This is a genomic window from Streptomyces canus, assembly GCF_030816965.1.
Classification (GTDB): Bacteria; Actinomycetota; Actinomycetes; order Streptomycetales; family Streptomycetaceae; genus Streptomyces; species Streptomyces canus_E.
Map to the genome: position 1 here is coordinate 7032795 of NZ_JAUSYQ010000002.1, position 22822 is coordinate 7055616.

Consider the following 22822-nt stretch of genomic DNA (forward strand, 5'->3'; position numbering starts at 1 on the left):
AGCAAGGAAGGCCCTGACAGCGCTGAAAGAAACGAACGCGCTGGTCAGGGCCTGTTACCTCAGCATTCGATGATGTTGACCGCCAAGCCCCCGCGCGCCGTCTCCATGCCTCCCTGACCTCGTACTACAGCCGCAGATCTTGATCCGTCGGTCAGAACCGGTCAGGCTCGGTCACCAAGGCGGCGGCCGAGCCTGACCCGGCCCCTCGCGCCATGGAGCCGGGCGGGCGGCGGAGCGCGAAACGGTCAGCTCCGATCACGCAGGGGAGATCTGTGGCTGTAGTACACGGTTTGAAGCGGCGGGGACTGGAAACGGAGCATCAGCCATTGCGCCAGTCCCCGACCCTGCTTAGCGCCGCGCCTGCATGCAGCTCTCGAGATGGGCGATGAGGTCGCGGGCCGGGCCCAGGTCCGTACTGCCGTCGGTGACCAGGGTGTGGCCGTCGTGCTGCAGGCGGTATTCGAAGCGGTCCCGGGCGTTCTCGGCGACGCTGCGGGACGGCAGCTCGCCGAAGTCCACCGCGTCGAGCAGGGAGTCGAGTTTCTTCCTCTCGGCCGGTGTCAGGGCATCTGTCTGCTCGCGGCCGCCCTTGCGGTCGGTGAGGAAAACCGCATCGCCGGGGCCGACCTCGATGCCGTGCCGGACTCCGGCGAAGCCGCCGCTGACTGTGAGGCTTACTCCGTCGGCGGCGGCTCGGGGTGCGGACAGTTCGCTGCAGCCGGTCAGCAGGAGTGCACCGGCAAGGAGGGCGAGCAGCAGCCTCGTTCGCGTGGTCATGTTTGCCTTCCCTGAGTCTGGCGACAGCGTACTGACGAGCATCAGTGCCGGAAAATGATCGCAAGGTTGTTCTCCAACACCGGTCGGCCGTACGGCCAGCCGAAGCCGATGGTGTTGTCCGGTGCCTCGATACCGATGGAGGCGTAGTCGCCCAGGGCGTCCTCCTCCCCTTCCAGATCGCGGTAGTGGTAGACGATGGTGCCGTCCTTGTGGAGCACTGCCTGCACGGTGATGCGTTCGGACCCGGCGAAGAAGCCCGAGTTGCGCCACTCGACGACGAACTTCTGCGCGGCGCCCTCTCCCACGGTCCCGGTCCACACCGAGCTGTCCTGGTCGAGCTCCAGATCGTCCCAGAAGGCGTAGATGCCGCCGTCCGGCGCGCCTTTGTCGGGCAGGGGCCTGTTCGCCCAGCCGGCCGCCCAGTAGTCGAAGGTCAGCACCCCGTTGGTGGAGATCGTGGTGGTTCTGGGTGGTGCCGTAGAACGGGAAGGAGAACGGCAGTTGTACCTCTGCGGCCTCCTCGTCGCCGGTGAGCGCCAGCTTGGTGGTCACCGGCAATGCGGTGCCGGTGGACGTGGTGCAGGTGTAGCCGCCGCCGTCCTTGCGCTGCCCGAGCTGGAAGTCGAGCTGCTCCTCGCCGTCCACGGCCTCGGTACGGATGCCGGTCTCGTGGCAGCCGTCCGCCTGCACGGTGACGGTGAGTTCGCCGGGCGGCAGGGCCGCGATGCGGTACGTACCGTCGGTGCCGGTGCGCAACATGCGCTCCGCCACCCCGTTGGTGGTGATCTCGGCGTCGGCGACCGCCCGGCCCAGGTAGTCGGTGACCTTGCCCGCCACCGCGTTGCGGTCGAGAACCAGGTCGAGCGTGCCCTGCGGCTGCTGCACGGTAAGCGAGGCGTCGCCGGTGACCGGGGCGTAGTCGGCGGCGGTGGCGACCATGCGGTGGCTGCCGTAGGGCAGACGCAGGGTGTAGTGGCCGTCCGAGCCGGTGGTGGTGCGCGGCTGCGGCCCGTCCTCCCGCTCGGCGTACACGGTGATGCCCGCCATCGGCTGGCCGCTGTCCAAATCGGTGACCCGGCCCCGTAGGACCGCAGGCACGTCGGCGCGGAACGCGGTGCCCGAACGCAGCCACGGCTTGTTGTAGTTGAGCGGGACGGCGACGGTGCCGTTCGCGTTCTCCATGCCCGCGGTGGCCGAGGCACCGCGGGCGGCGTCGGTGTCGCCGAGCTCGATGTACTCGAACGTCACCGCACCCCCTCAGCACTCGATGATGTTCACCGCCAGCCCGCCCCGGGCCGTCTCCTTGTACTTCACGCTCATGTCGGCCCCGGTCTCCTTCATCGTCTTGATGACCTTGTCGAGGGACACCTTGTGCGAGCCGTCCCCCCGCAGGGCCATCTTCGCCGCCGTCACCGCCTTGACCGCGGCCATGCCGTTGCGCTCGATGCAGGGGATCTGGACCAGCCCGCCGACCGGGTCGCACGTCAGACCCAGGTTGTGCTCCATGCCGATCTCGGCGGCGTTCTCGACCTGTTCGGGGGAGCCGCCGAGGACCTCGGCGAGGGCGCCCGCGGCCATCGAGCAGGCCGAGCCGACCTCGCCCTGGCAGCCGACCTCCGCGCCGGAGATGGACGCGTTCTCCTTGAAGAGCATGCCGATCGCCCCGGCGGCCAGCATGAACCGAACGACGCCCTCGTCGTCGGCGCCGGGCACGAAGTTCATGTAGTAGTGGAGCACCGCGGGGATGATGCCTGCGGCCCCGTTGGTCGGCGCGGTCACCACCCGGCCGCCCGCCGCGTTCTCCTCGTTCACCGCCATCGCGTACAGCGTGATCCACTCCATGGAGTGCGCCAACGGATCGCCCTCGGCGCGGAGTTGGCGCGCGGTCACCGCGGCGCGGCGGCGCACCCGAAGGCCGCCCGGCAGGATGCCCTCGCGGGTCATGCCACGCTGCACGCAGGCCCGCATGACCTCCCAGATCTCCAGCAGCCCGGTGCGGATCTCGTCCTCGGTGCGCCAGGCGCGTTCGTTCTCCAGCATCAGGGCGGAGATCGACAGCCCGGTCTCCTTCGTCAGCCGCAGCAACTCGTCGCCGGTGCGGAAGGGGTACTTCAGCACCGTGTCGTCGAGCTTGATCCGGTCCGCGCCCACCGCGTCCTGGTCGACGACGAACCCGCCGCCCACCGAGTAGTACGTCTTCGACATGAGTTCGGCGCCCGAGGCGTCGTACGCCCACACCGTCATGCCGTTCGCGTGGTACGGGAGCGTCTTGCGGCGGTGCAGGACCAGGTCGTCGTCGAAGGAGAAGGGGATCTCACGCTCGCCGAGCAGCTTCAGGACGCCCGCGGCCTTGATCTCCGCCACCCGGTCGTCCGCGTTCTCCACGTCCACGGTGCGCGGGGAGGCACCCTCCAGGCCGAGCAGCACCGCCTTCGGGGTGCCGTGGCCGTGACCGGTCGCGCCCAGGGAGCCGTAGAGCTCGCAGCGCACCGAGGCGACGGAGGGCAGCAGCTCCTCGTTGCGCAGGCGACGGGCGAACATACGGGCCGCGCGCATCGGGCCGACCGTGTGGGAGCTGGACGGGCCGATGCCGATCGAGAACAGGTCGAAGACCGAGATGGCCACGGGCACTCCTTCAAAAAGGGTGGGGGCACACGTCGTCGGGTGCCCCCACCGTGGAACTACTTGTTCAGGCCGGGGTACAGCGGGTGCTTGTCGGCGAGCGCCTTGACCCGGGCCTTCAGCGACTCGACGTCGTAGGACGGCTTCAGCGTCTCGGCGATGACGTCCGCGACCTCGGTGAAGTCCTCGGCCGTGAAGCCGCGGGTGGCCAGGGCGGGCGTGCCGATCCGCAGCCCCGACGTCACCATCGGCGGGCGCGGGTCGTTCGGGACGGCGTTGCGGTTGACCGTGATGCCGACCTCGTGGAGACGGTCCTCGGCCTGCCGGCCGTCCAGTTCGGACTCGCGCAGGTCGACGAGGATGAGGTGGACGTCGGTGCCGCCGGAGAGCACGTCGACCCCGGCCTCCCGGGCGTCGTCGGCCGTCAGACGCTCGGCGAGGATGCGCGCACCGTCCACGGTACGCCGCTGGCGCTCCTTGAACTCCTCCGAGGCCGCCACCTTGAAGGACACCGCCTTCGCCGCGATCACGTGCTCCAGGGGACCGCCCTGGAAGCCCGGGAAGACGGAGGAGTTCAGCTTCTTCGCGAACTCCTTCTTCGCAAGGATGATCCCGCCGCGCGGTCCGCCCAGCGTCTTGTGGGTGGTGGAGGTGACCACGTCCGCGTACTCGACGGGGTTCGGGTGCAGCCCCGCCGCCACCAGGCCCGCGAAGTGGGCCATGTCGACCCACAGGTACGCCTCGACCTCGTCGGCGATCCGGCGGAACTCCGCGAAGTCCAGCTGCCGCGGGTACGCCGACCAGCCGGCGATGATCACCTTGGGCCGGTGCTCCTTGGCGAGCTTCTCCAGCTCGGCCATGTCGACGAGACCCGCCTCGTCCACGTGGTACGCGACCACGTCGAACTGCTTGCCGGAGAAGTTCAGCCGCATCCCGTGGGTCAGGTGACCGCCGTGCGCCAGGTCCAGACCCAGGATCGTGTCGCCGGGCTGCGCCAGCGCGAACAGGGCGGCCTGGTTCGCGGAGGCACCGGAGTGGGGCTGCACGTTGGCGTACTCGGCGCCGAACAGCTCCTTCAGACGGTCGATCGCGATCTGCTCGGCCACGTCGACGTGCTCGCAGCCGCCGTAGTAGCGACGGCCGGGATAGCCCTCGGCGTACTTGTTGGTGAGGACCGAGCCCTGCGCCTCCATAACCGCGAGCGGAGCGAAGTTCTCCGACGCGATCATCTCGAGGGTGGACTGCTGACGGTCCAGCTCGGCGTCGACCGCGGCGGCGATCTCCGGGTCGAGCTCGTGCAGGGGTGTGTTCAGTGCGGACATCGGGTGCGGACTCCTCAGCCGGCGGAAAAGGCGGTGTACTCGTCGGCGGAGAGCAGGTCGGCCGGCTCCTCGGCGACGCGCACCTTGAACAGCCAGCCGCCCTCGAAGGGGGCGGAGTTCACCAGCGCCGGGTCGCTCACGACGTCCTCGTTGACCTCGGTGACCTCACCGGAGACGGGGGAGTACAGGTCGCTGACCGACTTGGTCGACTCCAGCTCGCCGCAGGTCTCGCCCGCGGTCACCGTGTCACCGACCTCCGGGAGCTGGACGAAGACGACATCGCCGAGCGCGTTGGCCGCGTGCTCGGTGATGCCGACCGTCGAGACGCCGTCCTCGGCGCCCGACAGCCACTCGTGCTCCTTGCTGTAACGCAGCTGCTGCGGGTTGCTCATGGTCTGAATTCTCCTGTACGCGGGGGAGTGCTGATGAATGGGGGACTGCGGAAGACGTGCGTGAGCAGCGACTCTGTGCTCAGCATCACCTACGACGGCTACTTCTGACGCTTGTAGAACGGCAGCGCCACGACCTCGTACGGCTCGTGACTGCCCCGGATGTCCACACCGACACCCGCCGTGCCCGGCGTCGCGTGCGCGGGGTCGACGTATGCCATCGCGATCGGCCTGCCCAGCGTGGGGGAGGGGGCACCGGAGGTGACCTCGCCGATCACCTCGCCGCCCGCGACGACCGCGTACCCGGCACGCGGGACCCGGCGGCCCTCGGCGATCAGCCCGACGAGGACGCGCGGCGGCTCGTGGTTCGCGTTCTCCGCGGCCTCGCGCAGGGCCGCGCGGCCCACGAAATCGCCCTCCTTCTCGAACTTCACCACCCGCCCGAGGCCCGCGTCGAAGGGGGTGAGGGAGGTCGACAGCTCGTGCCCGTACAGCGGCATGCCCGCCTCCAGGCGCAGCGTGTCCCGGCAGGACAGCCCGCAGGGGACGAGCCCGACGCCCTCGCCCGCCTTGGTCAGCGCCTGCCACAGCTCGACCGCGTGCTCCGGCTTCACGAACAGCTCGAAGCCGTCCTCGCCGGTGTACCCGGTGCGGGCGATCAGCGCGGGCACCCCGGCGACCGTGCCGGGCAGACCGGCGTAGTACTTCAGGCCGTCGAGGTCGGCGTCGGTCAGGGAGGCGAGGATCCCCGGCGCCTGAGGTCCCTGTACGGCGATCAGCGCGTAGGCGTCCCGGTCGTCACGCACCTCGGCGTCGAAGCCGGCCGCGCGCTCGGTCAGCGCGTCCAGCACGACCTGGGCGTTGGAGGCGTTGGCCACCACCAGGTAGTGAGAAGAAGCGGCCTCGGTGTCGCCGAGCCGGTAGACGATCAGGTCGTCCAGGATGCCGCCGTCGGCCTGGCAGATCATGGTGTAGCGGGCGCGGCCGACACTCAGCGACGCGATGTTGCCGACGAGGGCGAAGTTCAGCAGCTCGGCCGCCTGCGGCCCGGTCACGGTGATCTCGCCCATGTGGGAGAGGTCGAAGAGCCCGGCCTTCGTGCGTACGGCGTTGTGCTCGTCGCGCTCGGAGCCGTAGCGCAGGGGCATGTCCCAGCCGGCGAAGTCGGTCATCGTCGCGCCCAGCGAGCGGTGCAGGGCGTCGAGCGCGGTACGACGGGGTTCGGTACTGCTCATCGGACGGTCGTCTCCCAAGGATCCAAGGCATGACGGGCGAGGTCTTTCCTCCCCATCTGTCATCGGAACCTGAGAGGTTCGCCCTGATCACGAAATGATCCGGGCTTGCACCGTGGGTGGAGCCGCCTTCGAATCGGCGGCCCGCTTTTCAGATGTGCCTCGCCCGCGCGGTAACGGGGCCTGAGAGATTCAAGGGAGGGACTTGCTCCTTCGGCGCCCGGGTACACGTACCCAGGACTCTCCCGCGCGGATTCAAGCGGCCGGTATGCAGTTGGCGCGGACATCATTGCACGCCGCGCACGCGTCCGGCAGGGCAGCGTCTGTAACCAGCTTGTGGCGGTACGACTACAGAAAAGCGAGAGATCGTCCATTACCTTCTCTTTACGCTCGGTGGGGAGGGAGACCCCGACCCCGGAGGAGGACGATGACGGTGGACAGGACCACGGCGTACGCGACGACCTCGGGCGTCGCGCTGCCGGAGCAGCCTGCGGCCCCGGCCGTCCAGCTCCGCGGCGCGTGCCACGCGGCCCCGGTCGTCCGCGACCTGCGCGACCGCGGGGGCCGCAGTCCGCGCGCTCTGCTCTTCGGCCCCAAGGACCTCGTCGTCATCACCGGCTTGCCCGGCAGCGGCAAGTCCACGCTGATGAGGCGGGCGGTGGGCGGGATCCGGATCGACTCCCAGGACACCCGTGACCGCTGGGACGGCCGGCTGTCCCGCTTACTGCCGTACGCCGTCTACCGCCCCCTGGTCCGGCTCGCGCACTACGCCGGACTGCGCGGTGCCCTGCGCTCCGGCGAGGGAGTCGTGGTCCACGACTGCGGGACGCAGGCCTGGGTGCGCGGCTGGCTGGCCCGCGAGGCCCGGCGCCGGGGCGGCACCCTGCACCTGCTGCTGCTCGACGTCACGGCGGACACCGCGCTGGAGGGCCAGCGCGAGCGCGGCCGAGGCGTCTCGCGGTACGCCTTCCTGCGGCACCGGGGCGCTGCCTCCCGGCTGATCCGCTCCGTGGAGCGCGGTGACCTGCCACAGGGCTGCGGTTCGGCGGTGCTGATCGACCGGGACGCCGCGGACGTGCTGCGGCGGATCGGCTTCACGGGCTGACGCGGACGACGGGTTTCCCGGGCCGAGCCACCTTTCCGCCGTACCCGCTAGCCTTTCAGCCACATCAGTAGGTTCACAGCAGGCGGTCACACAGATGGACTTCCCGGCGGATCTTCCCGCGGACTTTCCAGCACCGGCACACCCGCACCCTCATCCGCACGGCGGATGGCCCGGCAACGAACTGGAGGAGGTGCTCTCGGCCTCCCTCGGCATGCCCTCGGCGGGCGGGCGGATCATCGAGGTGCTGGGCCGCAGCTTCGTCTGGATCCCCCTGCCGAACGGCGGCGGTCCGCACAGCGGCCCCCTCGATCTGCCCACCCTGGAGATCGCGGGTCAGGCCTTCGTCCCGGTCTTCAGCTCCGAGGAGCAGTTCCGCCAGGTCGTCGGCAGCCATCTGTCGTACACCATCGCCCCGGCGGTCGAGTTCGCCCGCGGCCTGCCCCCGCACGTGGGCATCGCGGTGAACCCCGACGGGGTGGTCGGCGTCCCCCTCCCGCCGGCCGCGGTCGCCGACCTCTGCCGCGTGGGCCGCACCCCGCTGGACGGCCCCAACACCGGTGGCCGGGTCAAGCTCTACGAGCCGGACTGGCAGGACGACCCGGTCGACTTCCTGGCAGCCGCGTCGGCCGAGTTCGCGGCCACGGGAGTGGTCCTCACGGCCCGCCGCTGCCTGGCCGCGATCGAGACGGCCGACCCGGTGATGTTCGTGGGCGTCGAACTCTCCCAGTGGGAGGGCGATCTGCGCACCCTCCCGATGGACGCCCTCGGCAGGGCCCTGGGGACGACTCCGGTTCCCTGGCCGGTCAACCTGGTTCTGCTGGACGTGGCGGACGACCCGGTGGGCCACTGGATGCGCGAACAGGTACGCCCCTTCTATACCCAGGGCTAGCGGGACAACCTGTCGGGGACAGGCGACCCGCACCCGCCAACGGCCCACAGGTCCCGAGCTCGTGGGCGCTTAAGCTGGTCTCCTACTCGGGGCAACTTCCAAGAAGGGGCGATACAGGGTGAGCGCCACCACGACCGACCAGGTCGAGCACATGCTGCGCCAGGTGACCCCCGGGCGCTACGACGCCTACGAGGCACTGCTGCGCGCCCTGGCGACCCCGAACTCCGGCCAGATCTGGATGCTCCTGTGGCACGGCCAGGCCGGCTCCCCGGACGCCCAGTACGGGAACATGGAGGTCGACGGCTACGGCTACGCCCCCTGTGTGACCTCGGCCCAGGAGTTGAGCGCCAGCGGCTGGAACCGTTCGTACGAAGTGGTCGACGGCATCGACGTGGCCCGCACCCTCTACCCCGACCAGTACGGCCTCTGGCTCAACCCGCACGCCCCCGGCGGCGGCCTCGGCATTCCCTGGCTCGATCTGCGCCGCATCGCCACCGGCCTCGAGCGCCAGCCCGCGGGGCCGCTCAGGCTGTCGGAACCCGGCATCGAGATCCCCCAGTTCTACGCGCTGCTCGTGCAGAACGCCCACCGCACCCCGGCGGTCCGCTCACTGCGCCGCGCCTGGGTGCAGCCGGCGCTCGGTGCGCCGTATCTCGCGATCGGCCTGGACGTGTACGACACCAGTCCCTCGGCCGTGGACTCGGTGCGCGCGATGATGCAGCAGTCCATCGGCGCCGTCCCGGACGGGCTCCCGGTGTCGACCGTGGCGATGTCCGACGACTACGACCCGGTGGCGCTGTGGATGCGTGCCGGTGCCCGCCCCTTCTACGACCGCGAGGCCCACGGATCCCCCGCGCAGGCCCCAGTGTCCGGGTACGGCTACCCACCGCCCCGTGGTGGTTACTGAGAGCTACAACTACCTGTTCGACTCGTTTACGTAACAGCCACATTTCTTCGCGCGTAGATAGCGGCGGATCGTCGCGAAGGTCGCCTATTGTGCCGTTCTGTCCCAACTAACATGCGTCCGAGGGGCGTTACCCGTTGTTCGGATAACGGAATCCCTCGTACTGCATCACGGTTACGCATACTTTCTTCGCCAGGCCTGGCGGGTGATCGCAGCGAAGCTGAAGACTCCCCAGGCAGACGCAGGATCAGACGTTCCCTGCGAGCTGAGCAAGTCGACAAAGCCGTAATCCACGGCAGGTGTAGGCCGGTCACCACCGGCGAGAGGGGTCGGGTCACTGTGACCGCACCGATCGAGACCACCGGGGCGCAGGCCGAGGCGCAGCCGGAGGCTGTCCTCGTCGGCGTCGACAAGGGGCAGATCGAGGGCCGTTCCCTGGGGCAGATCGCCTGGTCCCGGTTCAAGAAGGACAAGGTGGCGGTCGCCGGCGGCGTGATCGTCATCCTGCTGATCCTGCTCGCGGTGCTCTCCCGGCCCATCCAGGCCATGTTCGGCCTGGACCCGAACGCCCTGCACCAGGATCTGATCGACCCCAACACCTCGCTGCCCAAGGGCGACTTCGGCGGCATGAGCTGGTCCCACCCGCTCGGCGTGGAGCCGAAGTTCGGCCGCGACATCGCCACCCGCATCCTCGAGGGCTCCTGGGTCTCGCTGGTCGTCGCCTTCGGCGCCACGATCCTGTCCAACACGATCGGCGCCGTGCTCGGCGTGGTCGCCGGCTACTACGGCGGGCGGGTCGACACGATCATCAGCCGGCTGATGGACACCTTCCTGGCGTTCCCGCTGCTGCTGTTCGCCATCGCCATCTCGGCCACGCTCCAGGGCGGTGCCTTCGGGCTCGAGGGTCTGCCGCTGCACATCAGCGTGCTGATCTTCGTGATCGGCTTCTTCAACTGGCCCTACCTGGGCCGCATCGTGCGAGGCCAGACGCTGGCCCTGCGCGAGCGGGAGTTCGTCGACGCCTCGCGCGGGATGGGGGCCAGGGGGCCGTACATCCTCTTCCGGGAGCTGCTGCCGAACCTTGTCGGCCCGATCATCGTCTACTCGACGCTGCTCATCCCGACCAACATCCTCTTCGAGGCGTCGCTGAGCTTCCTCGGCGTCGGCATCCAGCCCCCCCAGGCCTCCTGGGGCGGCATGATCAACCAGGCGGTCGACTTCTACCAGGTCGACCCGCAGTTCATGATCGTGCCTGGTCTGGCCATCTTCGTGACCGTGCTGGCGTTCAACCTGCTCGGCGACGGTCTCCGCGACGCTCTCGACCCGCGCAGCCGCTGACCCGCGACCGCGCTGAGAGACCACAAGATTTCCGACAATTGAAGGGGAAGCAGACCATCATGCGAAGGTCAGCGCTGGCCGCAGTGGCGGCCATCGGCAGTGCGAGCCTGTTGCTCTCGGCTTGCAGCAAAGCCGATGACAACGGTGGAGACGGGAACAAGTCGGCTGGGGCCAACGCAGCGACCAAGGGCGTCGTCAATGCCTCCACCCAGAAGGGTGGGACGGTCACGTACGAGTTGTCGGACGTGCCGGACTCCTTCGACCCCGGCAACACGTACTACGCCTACATGTACAACCTCAGCCGGCTGTACGCCCGCCCGCTGATGACCTTCAAGCCCGGTCCGGGCGAGGAGGGCAACACGCTGGTCCCGGACCTCGCCGCGAGCGCGGGCCAGCCCAGCGACGGCGGCAAGACCTGGACGTACAAGCTGCGCTCGGGCCTGAAGTTCCAGGACGGCACCGCGATCACCTCGAAGGACGTCAAGTACGCCGTCGAGCGCTCCAACTTCGCGCGTGACGTGCTCTCCCTCGGTCCGAACTACTTCCAGCAGTTCCTGGTGGGCGGCAAGGACTACAAGGGCCCCTACAAGGACAAGAGCGCCGAGGGCCTGAAGTCCATCGAGACGCCGGACGACACCACGATCGTCTTCAAGCTCAACACCGCCTTCCAGGAGTTCGACTACCTGGTCGCGACGCCGCAGACGGCTCCGGTGCCGCAGGCCAAGGACACGGGCATCGACTACATCAAGAGCATCGTGTCCTCGGGCTCGTACAAGTTCCAGAGCTACGACGAGGGCAAGCAGGCTGTCCTCGTCCGCAACGAGAACTGGGACCCGAAGACCGACCCGCTGCGCAAGCAGTACCCGGACAAGATCGTCGTCAAGCTGAAGGTCAACCCGGAGACCATCGACCAGGACGTCCAGGCCGGTGACGCGATCGAGCTCGCCGGTACCGGTGTTCAGGCCGCGACCCAGGCCAAGGTCGTCAACGACGCCAACCTGAAGGCCAACACGGACAACGCCTACGGTGGCCGTCTGGTCTACCTGGCGATCAACACCCAGGTCGCGCCGTTCGACAAGGTCGAGTGCCGCAAGGCCGTCGAGTACGCCGTCGACAAGGTCTCCGTGCAGACCGCCGAGGGTGGCCCGATCCGCGGAGACGTCGCCACCACCGTCCTGCCGCCGGACATCCCCGGCTACCAGAAGGCGGACGTCTACGCCACGACCGGCAACAAGGGTGACGTCGCCAAGGCCAAGGAGCAGCTGAAGGCCTGCGGCAAGACGACGATCAGCACCAACATCTCGGCGCGCAGCGACCGTCCGCAGGAGATCGACGCGGCCACCGCGATCATCGCCTCGCTGAAGAAGGTCGGCATCAACGCCAGCCTGAAGCAGTACCCGTCGGGCAAGTACTTCACCGACTACGCGGGTGTGCCGTCGTTCGACAAGAAGCAGAACATCGGTCTGCACATGATGCAGTGGGGTGCCGACTGGCCGGGCGGCTACGGCTTCCTCCAGCAGATCCTGAACGGCGGTGCGATCGGCACGTCCGGTAACACCAACCTCTCGTACCTCGACGACAAGCAGATCAACGAGGCGCTGGCGAAGGCCATCGCCACCGAGGACGAGACCGCGCGCAACAGCCAGTACGCCGAGATCGACAAGCGTGCGATGGACCTGGCGGCGCTCGTCCCGCTGACCTACTTCAAGGTCCTGCTGTACCGCCCGACGGGCTTCACCAACCTGGTGTCCACGTCGGCCTTCAGCGGTCAGTACGACTACCTCAACATCGGCACGACCAAGAAGTAGCCCCGGAAGGCAGGTGAAGGCATTGGTGCCCGTGGGCCTCGCGGCCCGCGGGCACCAGCGCCGGTCCCCGTGATCTCGTACATCCTCCGTCGGACGTTCGCAGCAGTGATCCTGCTGCTGGTCGTCACCGCGGTCACCTTCGCGATCTTCTTCCTGCTGCCGCGGATGGCCGGCCAGACCGCCGACCAGCTCGCGCAGCAGTACATCGGAAAGAGTCCGACGAAGGCCGACATCGCCGCGGTCAAGCAGAACCTCGGTCTGGACGAACCCCTGTACGCCCAGTACTGGCACTTCATCAAGGGGATCGTGGCCGGCGCCACCTATGACCTGGGCCCCACCACGGCACACTGTGACGCGCCGTGCTTCGGCTACTCCTTCAAGAACCACGTCGCGGTGTGGCCACAGCTCACCTCGCGCCTTCCGGTGACCGTCTCGCTGGCCGCCGGTGCCGCCGTGATGTGGCTGGTGTCCGGTGTGGTGATCGGTGTGATCTCCGCGCTCAAGCCCCGCAGCTTCTTCGACCGCGCCTTCATGGGCGTCGCGCTCGCCGGTGTCTCGCTGCCCATGTTCTTCACGGGCAACCTGGCGCTGCTGCTCTTCACCTACCAGTGGCCGATCTTCGGGCGAACCTACGTACCGTTCACCGAGAATCCGGCCCAGTGGGCCAACACACTCTTCCCGGCCTGGTGCTCGCTGGCACTGCTGTACTCCGCCATCTACGCGCGGCTGACCCGCTCCGGCATGATGGAGACGATGAACGAGGACTTCATCCGCACGGCCCGCGCCAAGGGCCTGCGGGAGCGCAACGTCGTGGCCCGGCACGGGCTGCGGGCCGCGCTGACCCCGATCATCACCGTCTTCGGCATGGACCTCGGTCTGCTGCTCGGCGGCGCCGTGATCACCGAGACGGTGTTCTCGCTGCCCGGCATCGGCCAGTACGCGGTCCAGGGCATCACCGACAACGACCTGCCCCCGATCCTCGGCGTCACCCTGCTCGCCGCCTTCTTCGTCGTAGTCGCAAATCTCCTGGTGGACCTGTTGTACGCCGCCGCCGACCCGCGGGTGAGGCTCTCGTGACCGAACTCTCCAAGACCGGTGCCGCCCTGGGCGAGCCGGCACCCGGGAACGCCCCCGACGCCTTCCTCGCGGTCCGCGATCTCAAGGTGCACTTCCCGACCGACGACGGCCTGGTCAAGTCCGTCGACGGGCTCAGCTTCCAGGTGGAGAAGGGCAAGACCCTCTGCATCGTGGGCGAGTCGGGCTCCGGCAAGTCCGTCACCTCGCTGGCGATCATGGGCCTGCACCGGCTCGGGGCGCAGGGCAAGCACGTGCAGATGTCCGGCGAGATCTGGCTGGACGGCAAGGAACTGGTCTCCGCCGACCCCGACGAGGTGCGCCGGCTGCGCGGCCGCGAGATGGCGATGATCTTCCAGGACCCGCTGTCCGCGATGCACCCGTACTACACGATCGGCAACCAGATCGTGGAGGCGTACCGGGTCCACAACGACGTCAGCAAGAAGATCGCCCGCAAGCGGGCGATCGAGATGCTCGACCGGGTCGGCATCCCCGAGCCGGCCAAGCGCGTGGACGGTTACCCGCACGAGTTCTCCGGCGGTATGCGCCAGCGCGCGATGATCGCCATGGCGCTCGTCAACAACCCCGAACTGCTCATCGCGGACGAGCCGACGACCGCCCTCGACGTCACCGTCCAGGCGCAGATCCTCGACCTCATCCGGGACCTGCAGAAGGAGTTCGGCTCCGCGGTCGTCCTCATCACCCACGACCTGGGTGTGGTCGCCGAGATCGCCGACGACGTCCTCGTGATGTACGGCGGCCGGTGCGTGGAGCGGGGCAGCGTCGACGACGTCTTCGAGCGGCCGCAGCACCCGTACACCTGGGGTCTGCTCGGCTCGATGCCGCGCATCGACCGGGAGACCTCCGAGCGGCTCATCCCCGTCAAGGGTCAGCCGCCGAGCCTCATCAACGTCCCCTCGGGCTGCGCCTTCCACCCCCGCTGCCCGTACGCGGACATCCCCAAGGGCGATGTCACCCGTACCGTGCGCCCGGAGCTCCAGCAGGTCGGCGGCGGGCACTTCTCCGCGTGCCACCTCTCGCCGGAGGACCGCACGCGGATCTGGACCGAAGAGATTGCGCCGAAGCTGTGAGTGAGACGAAGAAGACGGACGCGGACGTGACGGCCGCCCCCGACGAGCGCGAGATACTGCTCAAGGTCGAGGGCCTCCAGAAGCACTTCCCGATCCGCAAGGGCGTCCTCCAGCGCCAGGTCGGCGCGGTCAAGGCGGTCGACGGCATCGACTTCGAGGTGCGCAAGGGCGAGACCCTCGGCGTGGTCGGCGAGTCGGGCTGCGGCAAGTCGACCATGGGCCGGGTCATCACCCGCCTCCAGGAGCCGACCGGCGGTTCGATCCACTTCGAGGGCCAGGACATCACGCGGCTGAACGCGGCCGGGATGCGTCCGCTGCGGCGGGACATCCAGATGATCTTCCAGGACCCGTACGGCTCCCTGAACCCCCGGCACACCATCGGCGGAATCGTCTCGGCGCCGTTCCGGCTCCAGGGCGTGGAGCCCGAGGGCGGGGTGAAGAAGGAGGTCCAGCGCCTGCTGGAGCTGGTCGGGCTGAGCCCCGAGCACTACAACCGCTATCCGCACGAGTTCTCGGGAGGCCAGCGCCAGCGCATCGGCATCGCGCGGGCCCTGGCCCTGAAGCCCAAGCTGGTCGTGGCGGACGAGCCGGTCTCGGCCCTCGACGTGTCGATCCAGGCGCAGGTCGTGAACCTGATGGACGACCTCCAGGAGGAGCTCGGCCTCACGTACGTGATCATCGCGCACGACCTGTCCGTCGTACGGCATGTCTCGGACCGCATCGCGGTGATGTACCTCGGCAAGATCGTCGAACTCGCCGACCGCACCTCGCTCTACGAGGCGCCGATGCACCCGTACACCAAGGCCCTGATGTCGGCGGTCCCGGTGCCGGATCCGAAGCGCCGCGGCGCCAAGTCGGAACGCATCCTGCTGCGCGGCGACGTCCCGTCCCCGATCTCCCCGCCCTCGGGCTGCCGCTTCCACACCAGGTGCTGGAAGGCCACGGAGATCTGCAGGACGACCGAGCCCCAGCTGGTCGAGCTGCGCCCCGGCCAGCGCGTGGCCTGCCACCACCCGGAGAACTTCGAGGACCAGGCCCCGCAGGACACCGTGCTCCTGTCGGTGGCCAAGGAGGCGGCCGCGCTGGTCGCCGAGGAGGCCCTCGCGGAGTCGGCGGAGACGTCGGCGGCGGTCGCGGCGGAGGTGAAGGGCGCTCGGGAGGCCGTTGTCGAGGCTTCCGCGGAGACGGCGGAGAAGCCGGAGGCAGTGGTCGCGGCGGATACCGAGGCAGTGGCCGCAAAGACGGGTCCAGGCGCCAAGACCACACCCACCGCGCCTCTCAAGACGGGTGAGTCGGCCGACGCAGGGGCGCGGGGCGGTGTCGAATCTGCGGCTACCGCCGAGGGGGCGCGAACAGCCCCCACCGACCCGCAGCCGGCCGATGAACCGGAAGGCCCCGGTCAGGAGTCAACCGACAAGTAACGCATGACGAGTTGGCAAAGTCATGCACATGCCCGAAGGGGAGAGTGAAGAGTCGTCCGTGTCCGACTGATCGGCACACGCTCGAAGGGACGACACCATGAGACTCTCCCGTTCGGCACGCTTAGGAGCCGTCGCGACCGCGGCGGCTTCCTTCTTTGTCATCGCGGCCTCCCCAGGCCCCGCCCCCGGCGCCCCCGGCATAGGAGACGCCTACTTCCCGCTCCTCGGCAACGGCGGCTTCGACGCCCGCCACTACACCCTCGACGTGGCGTACAACCCGGACACCGACCGTCTGGACGGCCGTACGACACTCACGGCCCGCGCCACCCGGAACCTCTCCTCCTTCGACCTGGACCTCCAGAAACTCGAGGTCACGAGGGTCGAAGTGAACGGCAGACGCGCCCAGTTCACACGTGACGGCGACGAGATCCGCATCACCCCGCGCCAATCCCTGCGCAAGGGCCACGACTTCACGGTCGCCGTCAGCTACGGCGGTGTCCCCGAACCTCTCAGCGGCCCCATCGTCTTCGGCTCCGACTACGGCTGGATGAAGACCCCCGACGGCGTCTTCGTCGCCTGTGAACCCAACGCCGCCTCCACGTGGTTCCCGTCCAGCGACCACCCCTCCGACAAGGCCACCTACGACATCCGCATCAGAACCCCCAAGGGCCTGACCGCGGTCTCCAACGGCCGGCTCGTGTCGACGTACGACAAGGGCGGTTCGACGTACACCCACTGGCGCGAGAAGAAGCCGATGGCGACCTACCTCGCGACCGCCACCATCGGGAAGTTCGACGTCCGCACCGGGACGACGCCGGGCGGCATCCCCATCTACACCGCCATCGACCCGGTGCTGGAGAACAGCAACAACGTCGACGTGTACGGCGTGACCGCCGAGGCCACCGACTACTGGTCGCAGGTCTTCGGGCCGTACCCGTTCGAGGAGACCGGCGCGATCGTCGACGACATGCCGCAGGCGGGGTTCTCGCTGGAGGTGCAGTCGAAGCCGGTGTACTCGGCGGTGCGCAACGAGACCACGATCGTGCACGAGCTCGCCCACCAGTGGTTCGGTGACTCGGTCTCCGTCGCGCACTGGAAGGACATCTGGCTCAACGAGGGCTTCGCCACCTACGCCCAGTGGCTGTGGGCCGAGCACAAGGGCACCCGCAGCGCCCACGACTCCTTCCTCGCCGGCTACGACGCCCGCCCCGCCGACAACCCGTTCTGGCAGATCACCGTCGGCGACCCGCAGCGCGACACGATGTTCGCGTCCGCGGTCTACCAGCGCGGCGCGATGACCCTCCAGGTGCTGCGCGAACGGATCGGTGACAAGGCGTTCTTCAAGCTGCTGCCGGCCTGGACCACGCTCCACCGCTACGGCAACGCCGACACCGCCGACTTCATCCGCCTCGCGGAGAAGGTCAGCGGACAGCAATTGGACGACCTGTTCCGCACCTGGCTCTTCACGACGGGCAAACCGGCCCGGTAAAAGCCCCTGCGCAAGAATGCGGTGTGCTCCAGCAACTGTTCAGCCCCTCCGTCCAGCACACGCTCGACCTCGTCGGCATCTTCGTGTTCGCCATCTCCGGCGCGCTGCTGGCCGTCCGCAAGAACTTCGACGTCTTCGGCATCGCCGTACTCGCCGAGGTCACCGCGCTGGGCGGAGGGCTGTTCCGGGACCTGATCATCGGCGCGGTACCGCCCGCCGCCTTCACGGACCTGGGCTACTTCGTCACCCCGCTGCTCGCCGCCCTCCTGGTCTTCTTCCTGCACCCGCACGTGGAGCGCATCCAGGCCGGTGTGAACGTCTTCGACGCGGCCGGCCTCGGACTGTTCTGCGTCGCCGGGACGACGAAGGCGTACGAGTACGGACTCGGCCTCACCCAGTCCGTCACTCTCGGTCTCGCCACCGCCGTCGGCGGCGGTGTCCTGCGGGACGTGCTCGCCAACGAGGTGCCCTCGCTGCTGCGGTGGGACCGCGACCTGTACGCGGTACCGGCGATCGTCGGCGCCACCATGGTCGCCCTGTGCATCCGTTACGACGCACTCTCTCCGTTCACCAGCGGGCTCGCGGCCCTCACCGCTTTCGTACTGCGCCTGCTCGCGATGCGGTTCCACTGGCGAGCTCCGCGGGCGTGGAACCGGCGCTCGACCGTGCGTGAGGAGTAGTGCCCGCCCGGCCGTGCAGCAGCCCCATCTCCTCGGTCAGCCACTGGAACACCGGGACCACCTGCGGCCGCCACAACGCCATGTTGTGGCCGCCGGCGCTCTTCGGGATGTAGACGACGTGCACGGTGGTCGGCGCCTTCGCGATCTGTTCGAGACCGGTGGCCGCCTCGTAGCCGTCGCCCGGCTGGCCGGACTGGTAGAGCGCGATCGCGGGTGGGGTGCGGGCCTCGCGCAGCAGCAGGTAGGGGTTGTTGGCGCGGCGCAGGGCGGGGGTCTCGGCGGCCAGCGAGTTGCGTTCGGCGATCGGGTCGTTGTAGCCCGACATGCTGACCGCGGCCCGGTAGCGGTCGGGATGGGCGACGGCGAGCTTGGTCGCGCAGTGCCCGCCCGCCGAGTACCCGGCCACCGCCCAGCCCGCGGGACCGGCCTGGGCGCGGAAGTTGTCGGTGACCATCTTCGGCACGTCGACGCTGAGCCAGGTGTCGGCGTTCACCGTGCCCGTGATGTTGGCGCAGCCGGTGTCCACCCCGGCCAGCAGGTTCATGCGCGGGGCGACCAGGATGAAGGGCGCCACCCGGCCCTCCCGCATCAGCGGCCGCAGCTGGTTCACCGCGTGCAGTGACCCGAACCAGGCCTTCGCCGAGCCCGGATAGCCCGACAGCAGCTCCACCACGGGGAACTTGTGGTGCCGGTAGGCGGGCGTGCCGTACTGCGGCGGCAGCCAGATGTAGACCTCGGCGTTCACGCCCGAGACCCGGCCCTTGAGCTGGGTCACCCGTACGCCGTGCATCCCGGGTCCGGTGGCCTTCGTGAAGTGCTGCGCCACCCTGGGCAGTCGTTTCAGCGAGATGCCTCCGGTGCCGTCGGCGCCCAGGTTCGCGGCCTGCTGGACGTGGTTGCCGGTGCCGAGCAGGTCGGCCCAGTTGTCGTACAGGTTGTTCTGGTTGTTGACCACCGCGAAGACGAGGCCGACGGCCGTGCCCTGGGCGAACAGCACCATCAGTACGCGGGCGGCGGCGCGTACGATCCGCGGGCCCCGCAGCCGCGACCACAGGGCGAGCGGCAGCACGAGGGCGACGACGGACAGCACGATCAGCGTGTAGAGGAACGCGGTCCCGGTGAGGCTCATGCCCCTGTAGAGGGGGATGCCGGGTCAGGGGTTTACGGACGAGTGCGGACACTTACCGAAGAATTGCCCGGGTCTCACCTGGGCCGGCCGCCTGTCGGTGACGTGGCAAAAGCTACCGCTTAGTAGTTGGTTGTTGTACCGTTCAGGCATGCCAGAAGCAGCCTCCGCCACGCGTGCCACCATCGGCGACAGCGAGTTCGACCGGGACACCGCGGTCACCCGCCGCGCACCCGGCGTCTACGACATCGACCTCTCCGCGGGCTGGACGATCATCAGCGCCGTCAACGGCGGCTACCTGCTGGCGGTCCTGGGCCGCGCCCTCGCGGACGCCCTGCCGCACGCCGACCCGTTCACGATCTCCGCGCACTACCTGACCGCGTCCCAGCCCGGACCCGCACTGGTCCGCACGGACGTGGTCCGCACCGGCCGCACCCTCTCCACCGGCCAGGCCTCGCTCTTCCAGTACGACGAGGACGGCAAGGAGGTCGAGCGCATCCGCGTCCTCGCCTCCTACGGTGACCTCGGCTCCCTTCCCGACGACGTCCGTACGACGGCGAAGCCGCCCGCGATCCCGCCGATGGACCAGTGCATCGGCCCCCAGGACGGGCCCGCCCCCGTCGACGGCAGCTCCGCCATCACCGACCGGCTGATGCTCAAGCTGGACCCGTCGACCCTGGGCTGGGCCCTCGGCGCCTCGTCCGGCAAGGGTGAGATGCGGTCCTGGTTCGGGCTCGCCGACGGCCGCGACGCCGACCCCTTCGCGCTGCTCCTCGCGGTGGACGCGCTCCCGCCCACCGCCTTCGAGATCGGCCTCAAGGGCTGGGTGCCCACGGTCGAACTCACCGTCCACGTCCGCTGCCGCCCGGCCCCCGGCCCGCTGCGCGTGTCCATCACCACCCGCAACCTCGCCGGCGGCTTCCTGGAGGAGGACGCGGAGGTCTGGGACAGCGCGGACAGGTTGGTGGCACAGTCGCGTCAACTTGCCAGGGTCAGGTTGCCCTGACCCACCCAGGGGCGGGGCTGCTTCGATATGCGGCTCCGCCGCGGGGCGCGACCAGCCACACACGGCCCGCAGCCGGCACACGACTTCGCGGGCCACGGCGCTGGGTCACGCGAGATCCTTTCCGGTGGAGTCCGACCGTCTCCGGGACATCCAAGCCCTCCCACCTCAGGTGTCCCGGTCTGCGCCGAGCGCGGGCGGCACGGTGGCGTCGAATTCCTCGTCGGCTTCCGTACGGACGTCACGAGCCTGACCGCCGACGGGACCCGCGCCCTGGTCATCCCGGCCGCCCAGGGCGCCCACGCCGCCCTCGGCCTGAACTCGGCCCTCGGCTCGGCGCTGCGCAAGGTGAGGGCCGCGCTGCCCCCCCGCACCGCCCGGCCGCCGGGGCCACCTCACGCCGCATCCTGGTCCGACGCCACACGCAGGAAGGGGGGGACCCCGGCGGTCCGTCGACCTGGTGGCCCTTGAGGGCGCCGTCTTCTCCGCCCGCGGGCTGCGACTGCGCTACCGGCACAGTGGGGAGCGGGAGACCCGCACGTAGGCTCTTCCGGACGACCCGTGAAGCGCCGGCCCGGTGTCGAACTCGCCGACGTCTGGGAGGTGTTGCGCGACCGGCTCGGCCTGACCCGCGCGGCCGCTTCTGTCACGGGCATGTACCAGCGAGCAGGTGAGCGGTCCGCGCAGAACGCCAGCTCGGAGGGGCTGCTTTAGCCGCGCTTTGCCTTGCGCACAGGCGGGGGACAGGCCGGACTCAAGGAAGGCTCAGGGGCCGTTGCGAGAGTTCCCGACCTCAGGACTTCCTCATCCTCCCTGGAGCTGTCTCTCATGAAGCGTGTGCGTCTCCTCCCCGCCGTGGCCCTGTTGGCGCTCTCGCCCCTCGCCCTGGTGGCCTGTGGCTCGGGCGACTCGTCGTCGACCTCGAACAGCGGCACCTCGGGCCGGCAGCAGAACTGTCAGGCCCCGACCGGCAACGCCTCCGGAATGCCGAGCGGTGCCCCCTCGGGTGCTCCCACCGGCAACGCGACCGCGAAGCCGTCGGGCGCGCCCAGCGGCAACCCCTCAGGGATGCCGAGCGGCGGCCCCGGCGGCCAGGGCGGCCCCGGCGGCGGCATGGGCGGCTGCGGTGGTCCCGACGGCGGCGCGGCCCCGAGCGGTGCGCCCAGCGGTGCGCCGAGTGCGGCGGCGACGAAGAGCTGACCCCGACGTCGTTCGACAGGGGCGGTGCCTCCCGGTGAACGGGGGTGCCGCCCCTGTGCGTTGCCGAAACAGCCCTAGTCCAGCCAGTGTTCGCGGCCGATGCTGATCAGGCGCATCTGATGCTCCGCCACCTGGCAGACGCGCTCCCGCTCCTCCGGTGACGCCTCCAGGGCCTCCAGGAAGAGTGAGGCCGTGATCAGCATCTGGTCGACGTACAGGTTGGCCAGCATCAGCAGGTCGTCCTCGCTCCAGCCCTCGGACACCGGGTCCTTGGCCAGTTCGTCCTTCACCCCCTGCCCGAACCGGGCGAGTTGGTCCCGGATGGCCTCCCGGACCGGCTGGACTCCGCCATGTCGCTCCCGGGCGATAAAACGGACATGGGCGGGGTACGCGTCTACATGACCGGCGATCAACTCGATGGCGCGCTTGATGCGTTGAGTGTGGTCGTCGGCTGCGGACACCGTCGTCCGGATCATCGGGTGCAGGCTGCCCAGCGCCTCCTCGACCAGAGCCGCGCCGAGATCCGCGATGGAGCGGAAGTGCCGGTAGAAGGCGGTCGGGGCGACGCCGACGGCACGCGTGACCTCGCGCAGGCCGAGGCTGCTCAGGCTCTGGTCCTCCAGCAGGGCCAACGCCGCGTCCAGGAGCGCCTGTCGGGTCTTCTGCTTCTGTGCCTGCCGGATGCCGAGGGTGTGACTCATGTCATCCAGTTAACAACTGTTCTCCGTAATTGGAAAGCGGTGTGACGCGCTAGACTCTGGAGTCAGTGAACAACTGTAACTACAACTGTTCACCCAAACGTAACGACAGCCATCTCGGAGGGGGATCCGTCCCATGCTGTTCCTCGTCGCCGCACTCATGCTGCTCGGCGTGGTCCTGGGCACCGTCGCCCACGCGCCGCTCACCTTCACCGCCGTCGCCGCCGTCGTGATCGCCGTCTGGCTGGGCATCTTCGCGCTCCGCGAGCGCCACGGCCGCCGCCGTACCTCGGCCCACTGACCGCCGTCCCACCGTCCCCAGGAGCACTGATCACCATGCAGCTCACCGCGCAGGCCTCCTCCCGCACCGGCGCCCGCGATGCCGACGGCATGGCCGTGGCGTCGTTCGTCCTCGGCCTCCTCGGCCTTCTCGTCCTGAATGTCTTCCTCGGCCCGATCGCCATCGTCCTGGCCTCGGTGGCCCTGTGGCGCGGCACCACCCGCCGCGGCCGTGCCTACCTGGGCCTCGGTCTCGGAGTGGCCGACCTGCTGGTCCTGGTGGCCTTCATGCAGGCGGACAGCACGGTGTCCTGGAACCTCTGACGCCGCCGGCATCGGCCGGTCCTGGCCTGAGGGTGCTCACATGCGACCCGT

The 22822-nt window shown here is 69.2% G+C and carries 24 protein-coding genes, 1 pseudogene and 2 riboswitches; of the genes and pseudogenes, 15 read left to right on the forward strand and 10 right to left on the reverse strand.

Translation table 11 applies throughout. The features are described from left to right. Window positions 1-348: 348 nt before the first annotated feature. The 7 genes and pseudogenes from QF027_RS33435 to gcvT form a co-directional block, all read right to left on the reverse strand. A complete protein-coding gene (locus tag QF027_RS33435; protein WP_306976116.1) occupies window positions 349-777 on the reverse strand; it encodes a hypothetical protein in 429 nt (142 codons plus the stop codon). 41 nt (window positions 778-818) lie between these two features. Then, window positions 819-1217: a hypothetical protein gene (locus QF027_RS33440; protein ID WP_306976114.1), complete on the reverse strand. Its 399-nt coding sequence runs from the start codon at window positions 1215-1217 to the stop codon at window positions 819-821. A 232-nt stretch (window positions 1218-1449) separates the two neighbouring features. Next, a pseudogene (locus QF027_RS49710) lies at window positions 1450-1959 on the reverse strand (carboxypeptidase-like regulatory domain-containing protein); the annotation flags it as partial. Window positions 1960-2034: 75 nt separating this feature from the next. Next, window positions 2035-3402 carry an L-serine ammonia-lyase gene (locus QF027_RS33450; RefSeq protein ID WP_306976110.1) on the reverse strand — a complete coding sequence of 456 codons (1368 nt, stop codon included), beginning with the start codon at window positions 3400-3402 and terminating at the stop codon, window positions 2035-2037. 56 nt (window positions 3403-3458) lie between these two features. Continuing rightward, on the reverse strand, window positions 3459-4721 hold the full coding sequence (gene glyA / locus QF027_RS33455) for a serine hydroxymethyltransferase (RefSeq protein WP_306976108.1): 1263 nt from the start codon (window positions 4719-4721) through the stop codon (window positions 3459-3461). 14 nt (window positions 4722-4735) lie between these two features. After that, window positions 4736-5113: a glycine cleavage system protein GcvH gene (gene gcvH / locus QF027_RS33460; protein WP_007384830.1), complete on the reverse strand. Its 378-nt coding sequence runs from the start codon at window positions 5111-5113 to the stop codon at window positions 4736-4738. Between the two features lie 98 nt (window positions 5114-5211). Then, window positions 5212-6345 carry a glycine cleavage system aminomethyltransferase GcvT gene (gcvT, locus tag QF027_RS33465; protein ID WP_307078845.1) on the reverse strand — a complete coding sequence of 378 codons (1134 nt, stop codon included), beginning with the start codon at window positions 6343-6345 and terminating at the stop codon, window positions 5212-5214. A gap of 46 nt (window positions 6346-6391) precedes the next feature. Beyond that, window positions 6392-6503: riboswitch (glycine riboswitch) on the reverse strand. Next, window positions 6504-6600: riboswitch (glycine riboswitch) on the reverse strand. It lies immediately after the preceding riboswitch. Window positions 6601-6769: 169 nt separating this feature from the next. Here gcvT and QF027_RS33470 point away from each other — a divergent pair. From QF027_RS33470 to QF027_RS33515, 10 genes are all read left to right on the forward strand, one after another. Then, window positions 6770-7447, forward strand: a complete 678-nt coding sequence (locus tag QF027_RS33470) for an AAA family ATPase (protein WP_307078847.1) — start codon at window positions 6770-6772, stop codon at window positions 7445-7447. 94 nt (window positions 7448-7541) lie between these two features. Next, complete coding sequence (locus QF027_RS33475; protein ID WP_306976102.1) at window positions 7542-8336, forward strand: enhanced serine sensitivity protein SseB; 795 nt, start codon at window positions 7542-7544, stop codon at window positions 8334-8336. Between the two features lie 151 nt (window positions 8337-8487). Beyond that, window positions 8488-9243, forward strand: coding sequence for an enhanced serine sensitivity protein SseB C-terminal domain-containing protein (locus tag QF027_RS33480; protein WP_306986522.1), 756 nt, complete (start codon window positions 8488-8490; stop codon window positions 9241-9243). A gap of 336 nt (window positions 9244-9579) precedes the next feature. Next, window positions 9580-10578: an ABC transporter permease gene (locus tag QF027_RS33485; RefSeq protein ID WP_306976099.1), complete on the forward strand. Its 999-nt coding sequence runs from the start codon at window positions 9580-9582 to the stop codon at window positions 10576-10578. Between the two features lie 59 nt (window positions 10579-10637). After that, a complete protein-coding gene (locus QF027_RS33490) occupies window positions 10638-12386 on the forward strand; it encodes an ABC transporter substrate-binding protein (RefSeq protein WP_306976096.1) in 1749 nt (582 codons plus the stop codon). Between the two features lie 69 nt (window positions 12387-12455). Next, window positions 12456-13463, forward strand: a complete 1008-nt coding sequence (locus QF027_RS33495; RefSeq protein WP_307078849.1) for an ABC transporter permease — start codon at window positions 12456-12458, stop codon at window positions 13461-13463. Beyond that, complete coding sequence (locus QF027_RS33500) at window positions 13460-14551, forward strand: ABC transporter ATP-binding protein (RefSeq protein WP_307078850.1); 1092 nt, start codon at window positions 13460-13462, stop codon at window positions 14549-14551. Before QF027_RS33495 ends, QF027_RS33500 begins: the two co-directional genes overlap by 4 nt. After that, the gene (locus tag QF027_RS33505; protein WP_307078851.1) at window positions 14548-15972 is read left to right on the forward strand and encodes an ABC transporter ATP-binding protein; all 1425 of its coding nucleotides are present in this window, start codon (window positions 14548-14550) and stop codon (window positions 15970-15972) included. Before QF027_RS33500 ends, QF027_RS33505 begins: the two co-directional genes overlap by 4 nt. A 97-nt stretch (window positions 15973-16069) precedes the next feature. Further along, on the forward strand, window positions 16070-17461 hold the full coding sequence (locus QF027_RS33510; RefSeq protein ID WP_307078853.1) for a M1 family metallopeptidase: 1392 nt from the start codon (window positions 16070-16072) through the stop codon (window positions 17459-17461). A 23-nt stretch (window positions 17462-17484) separates the two neighbouring features. Continuing rightward, window positions 17485-18141 (forward strand): trimeric intracellular cation channel family protein, encoded by a 657-nt coding sequence (locus QF027_RS33515; protein ID WP_266527251.1) that lies wholly within the window; start codon window positions 17485-17487, stop codon window positions 18139-18141. Here the strand turns inward: QF027_RS33515 and QF027_RS33520 are convergent. Beyond that, complete coding sequence (locus QF027_RS33520) at window positions 18050-19270, reverse strand: alpha/beta hydrolase (RefSeq protein WP_306976084.1); 1221 nt, start codon at window positions 19268-19270, stop codon at window positions 18050-18052. The genes QF027_RS33515 and QF027_RS33520 overlap by 92 nt on opposite strands. A 148-nt stretch (window positions 19271-19418) precedes the next feature. On the opposite strand from QF027_RS33520, the gene QF027_RS33525 reads away from it, so the two are divergent. Beyond that, window positions 19419-20273, forward strand: coding sequence for a thioesterase family protein (locus tag QF027_RS33525; RefSeq protein ID WP_307078855.1), 855 nt, complete (start codon window positions 19419-19421; stop codon window positions 20271-20273). Between the two features lie 165 nt (window positions 20274-20438). Here the strand turns inward: QF027_RS33525 and QF027_RS49715 are convergent, their stop codons facing one another. Next, complete coding sequence (locus QF027_RS49715) at window positions 20439-20669, reverse strand: hypothetical protein (RefSeq protein ID WP_373432445.1); 231 nt, start codon at window positions 20667-20669, stop codon at window positions 20439-20441. Window positions 20670-20831: 162 nt separating this feature from the next. On the opposite strand from QF027_RS49715, the gene QF027_RS49720 reads away from it, so the two are divergent. Together QF027_RS49720 and QF027_RS33535 are read left to right on the forward strand one after the other, a co-directional pair. Next, on the forward strand, window positions 20832-20984 hold the full coding sequence (locus QF027_RS49720) for a hypothetical protein (protein ID WP_373430945.1): 153 nt from the start codon (window positions 20832-20834) through the stop codon (window positions 20982-20984). Between the two features lie 114 nt (window positions 20985-21098). Next, window positions 21099-21470, forward strand: a complete 372-nt coding sequence (locus QF027_RS33535; RefSeq protein WP_307078857.1) for a hypothetical protein — start codon at window positions 21099-21101, stop codon at window positions 21468-21470. A gap of 74 nt (window positions 21471-21544) precedes the next feature. Here the strand turns inward: QF027_RS33535 and QF027_RS33540 are convergent, their stop codons facing one another. Continuing rightward, complete coding sequence (locus tag QF027_RS33540) at window positions 21545-22171, reverse strand: TetR family transcriptional regulator (protein WP_307078860.1); 627 nt, start codon at window positions 22169-22171, stop codon at window positions 21545-21547. Window positions 22172-22304: 133 nt separating this feature from the next. On the opposite strand from QF027_RS33540, the gene QF027_RS33545 reads away from it, so the two are divergent. After that, window positions 22305-22469, forward strand: a complete 165-nt coding sequence (locus QF027_RS33545) for a hypothetical protein (RefSeq protein WP_106409937.1) — start codon at window positions 22305-22307, stop codon at window positions 22467-22469. A 35-nt stretch (window positions 22470-22504) separates the two neighbouring features. Then, window positions 22505-22771 carry a DUF4190 domain-containing protein gene (locus QF027_RS33550; protein ID WP_306976075.1) on the forward strand — a complete coding sequence of 89 codons (267 nt, stop codon included), beginning with the start codon at window positions 22505-22507 and terminating at the stop codon, window positions 22769-22771. The last annotated feature ends 51 nt before the right edge of the window (window positions 22772-22822 follow it).

Bases quoted from the DNA above. Each gene is read 5' to 3' on its own strand.
- QF027_RS33535 (WP_307078857.1), top strand. From the start codon at position 21,099: ATGAAGCGTGTGCGTCTCCTCCCCGCCGTGGCCCTGTTGGCGCTCTCG.
- QF027_RS33525 (WP_307078855.1), top strand. From the start codon at position 19,419: ATGCCAGAAGCAGCCTCCGCCACGCGTGCCACCATCGGCGACAGCGAG.
- QF027_RS33545 (WP_106409937.1), top strand. From the start codon at position 22,305: ATGCTGTTCCTCGTCGCCGCACTCATGCTGCTCGGCGTGGTCCTGGGC.
- QF027_RS33470 (WP_307078847.1), top strand. From the start codon at position 6,770: ATGACGGTGGACAGGACCACGGCGTACGCGACGACCTCGGGCGTCGCG.
- QF027_RS33510 (WP_307078853.1), top strand. From the start codon at position 16,070: ATGAGACTCTCCCGTTCGGCACGCTTAGGAGCCGTCGCGACCGCGGCG.
- gcvT (WP_307078845.1), bottom strand. From the start codon at position 6,345: ATGAGCAGTACCGAACCCCGTCGTACCGCGCTCGACGCCCTGCACCGC.
- glyA (WP_306976108.1), bottom strand. From the start codon at position 4,721: ATGTCCGCACTGAACACACCCCTGCACGAGCTCGACCCGGAGATCGCC.
- QF027_RS33490 (WP_306976096.1), top strand. From the start codon at position 10,638: ATGCGAAGGTCAGCGCTGGCCGCAGTGGCGGCCATCGGCAGTGCGAGC.
- QF027_RS33540 (WP_307078860.1), bottom strand. From the start codon at position 22,171: ATGAGTCACACCCTCGGCATCCGGCAGGCACAGAAGCAGAAGACCCGA.
- QF027_RS33435 (WP_306976116.1), bottom strand. From the start codon at position 777: ATGACCACGCGAACGAGGCTGCTGCTCGCCCTCCTTGCCGGTGCACTC.
- QF027_RS33550 (WP_306976075.1), top strand. From the start codon at position 22,505: ATGCAGCTCACCGCGCAGGCCTCCTCCCGCACCGGCGCCCGCGATGCC.
- QF027_RS33475 (WP_306976102.1), top strand. From the start codon at position 7,542: ATGGACTTCCCGGCGGATCTTCCCGCGGACTTTCCAGCACCGGCACAC.
- QF027_RS33480 (WP_306986522.1), top strand. From the start codon at position 8,488: ATGCTGCGCCAGGTGACCCCCGGGCGCTACGACGCCTACGAGGCACTG.
- QF027_RS33520 (WP_306976084.1), bottom strand. From the start codon at position 19,270: ATGAGCCTCACCGGGACCGCGTTCCTCTACACGCTGATCGTGCTGTCC.
- gcvH (WP_007384830.1), bottom strand. From the start codon at position 5,113: ATGAGCAACCCGCAGCAGCTGCGTTACAGCAAGGAGCACGAGTGGCTG.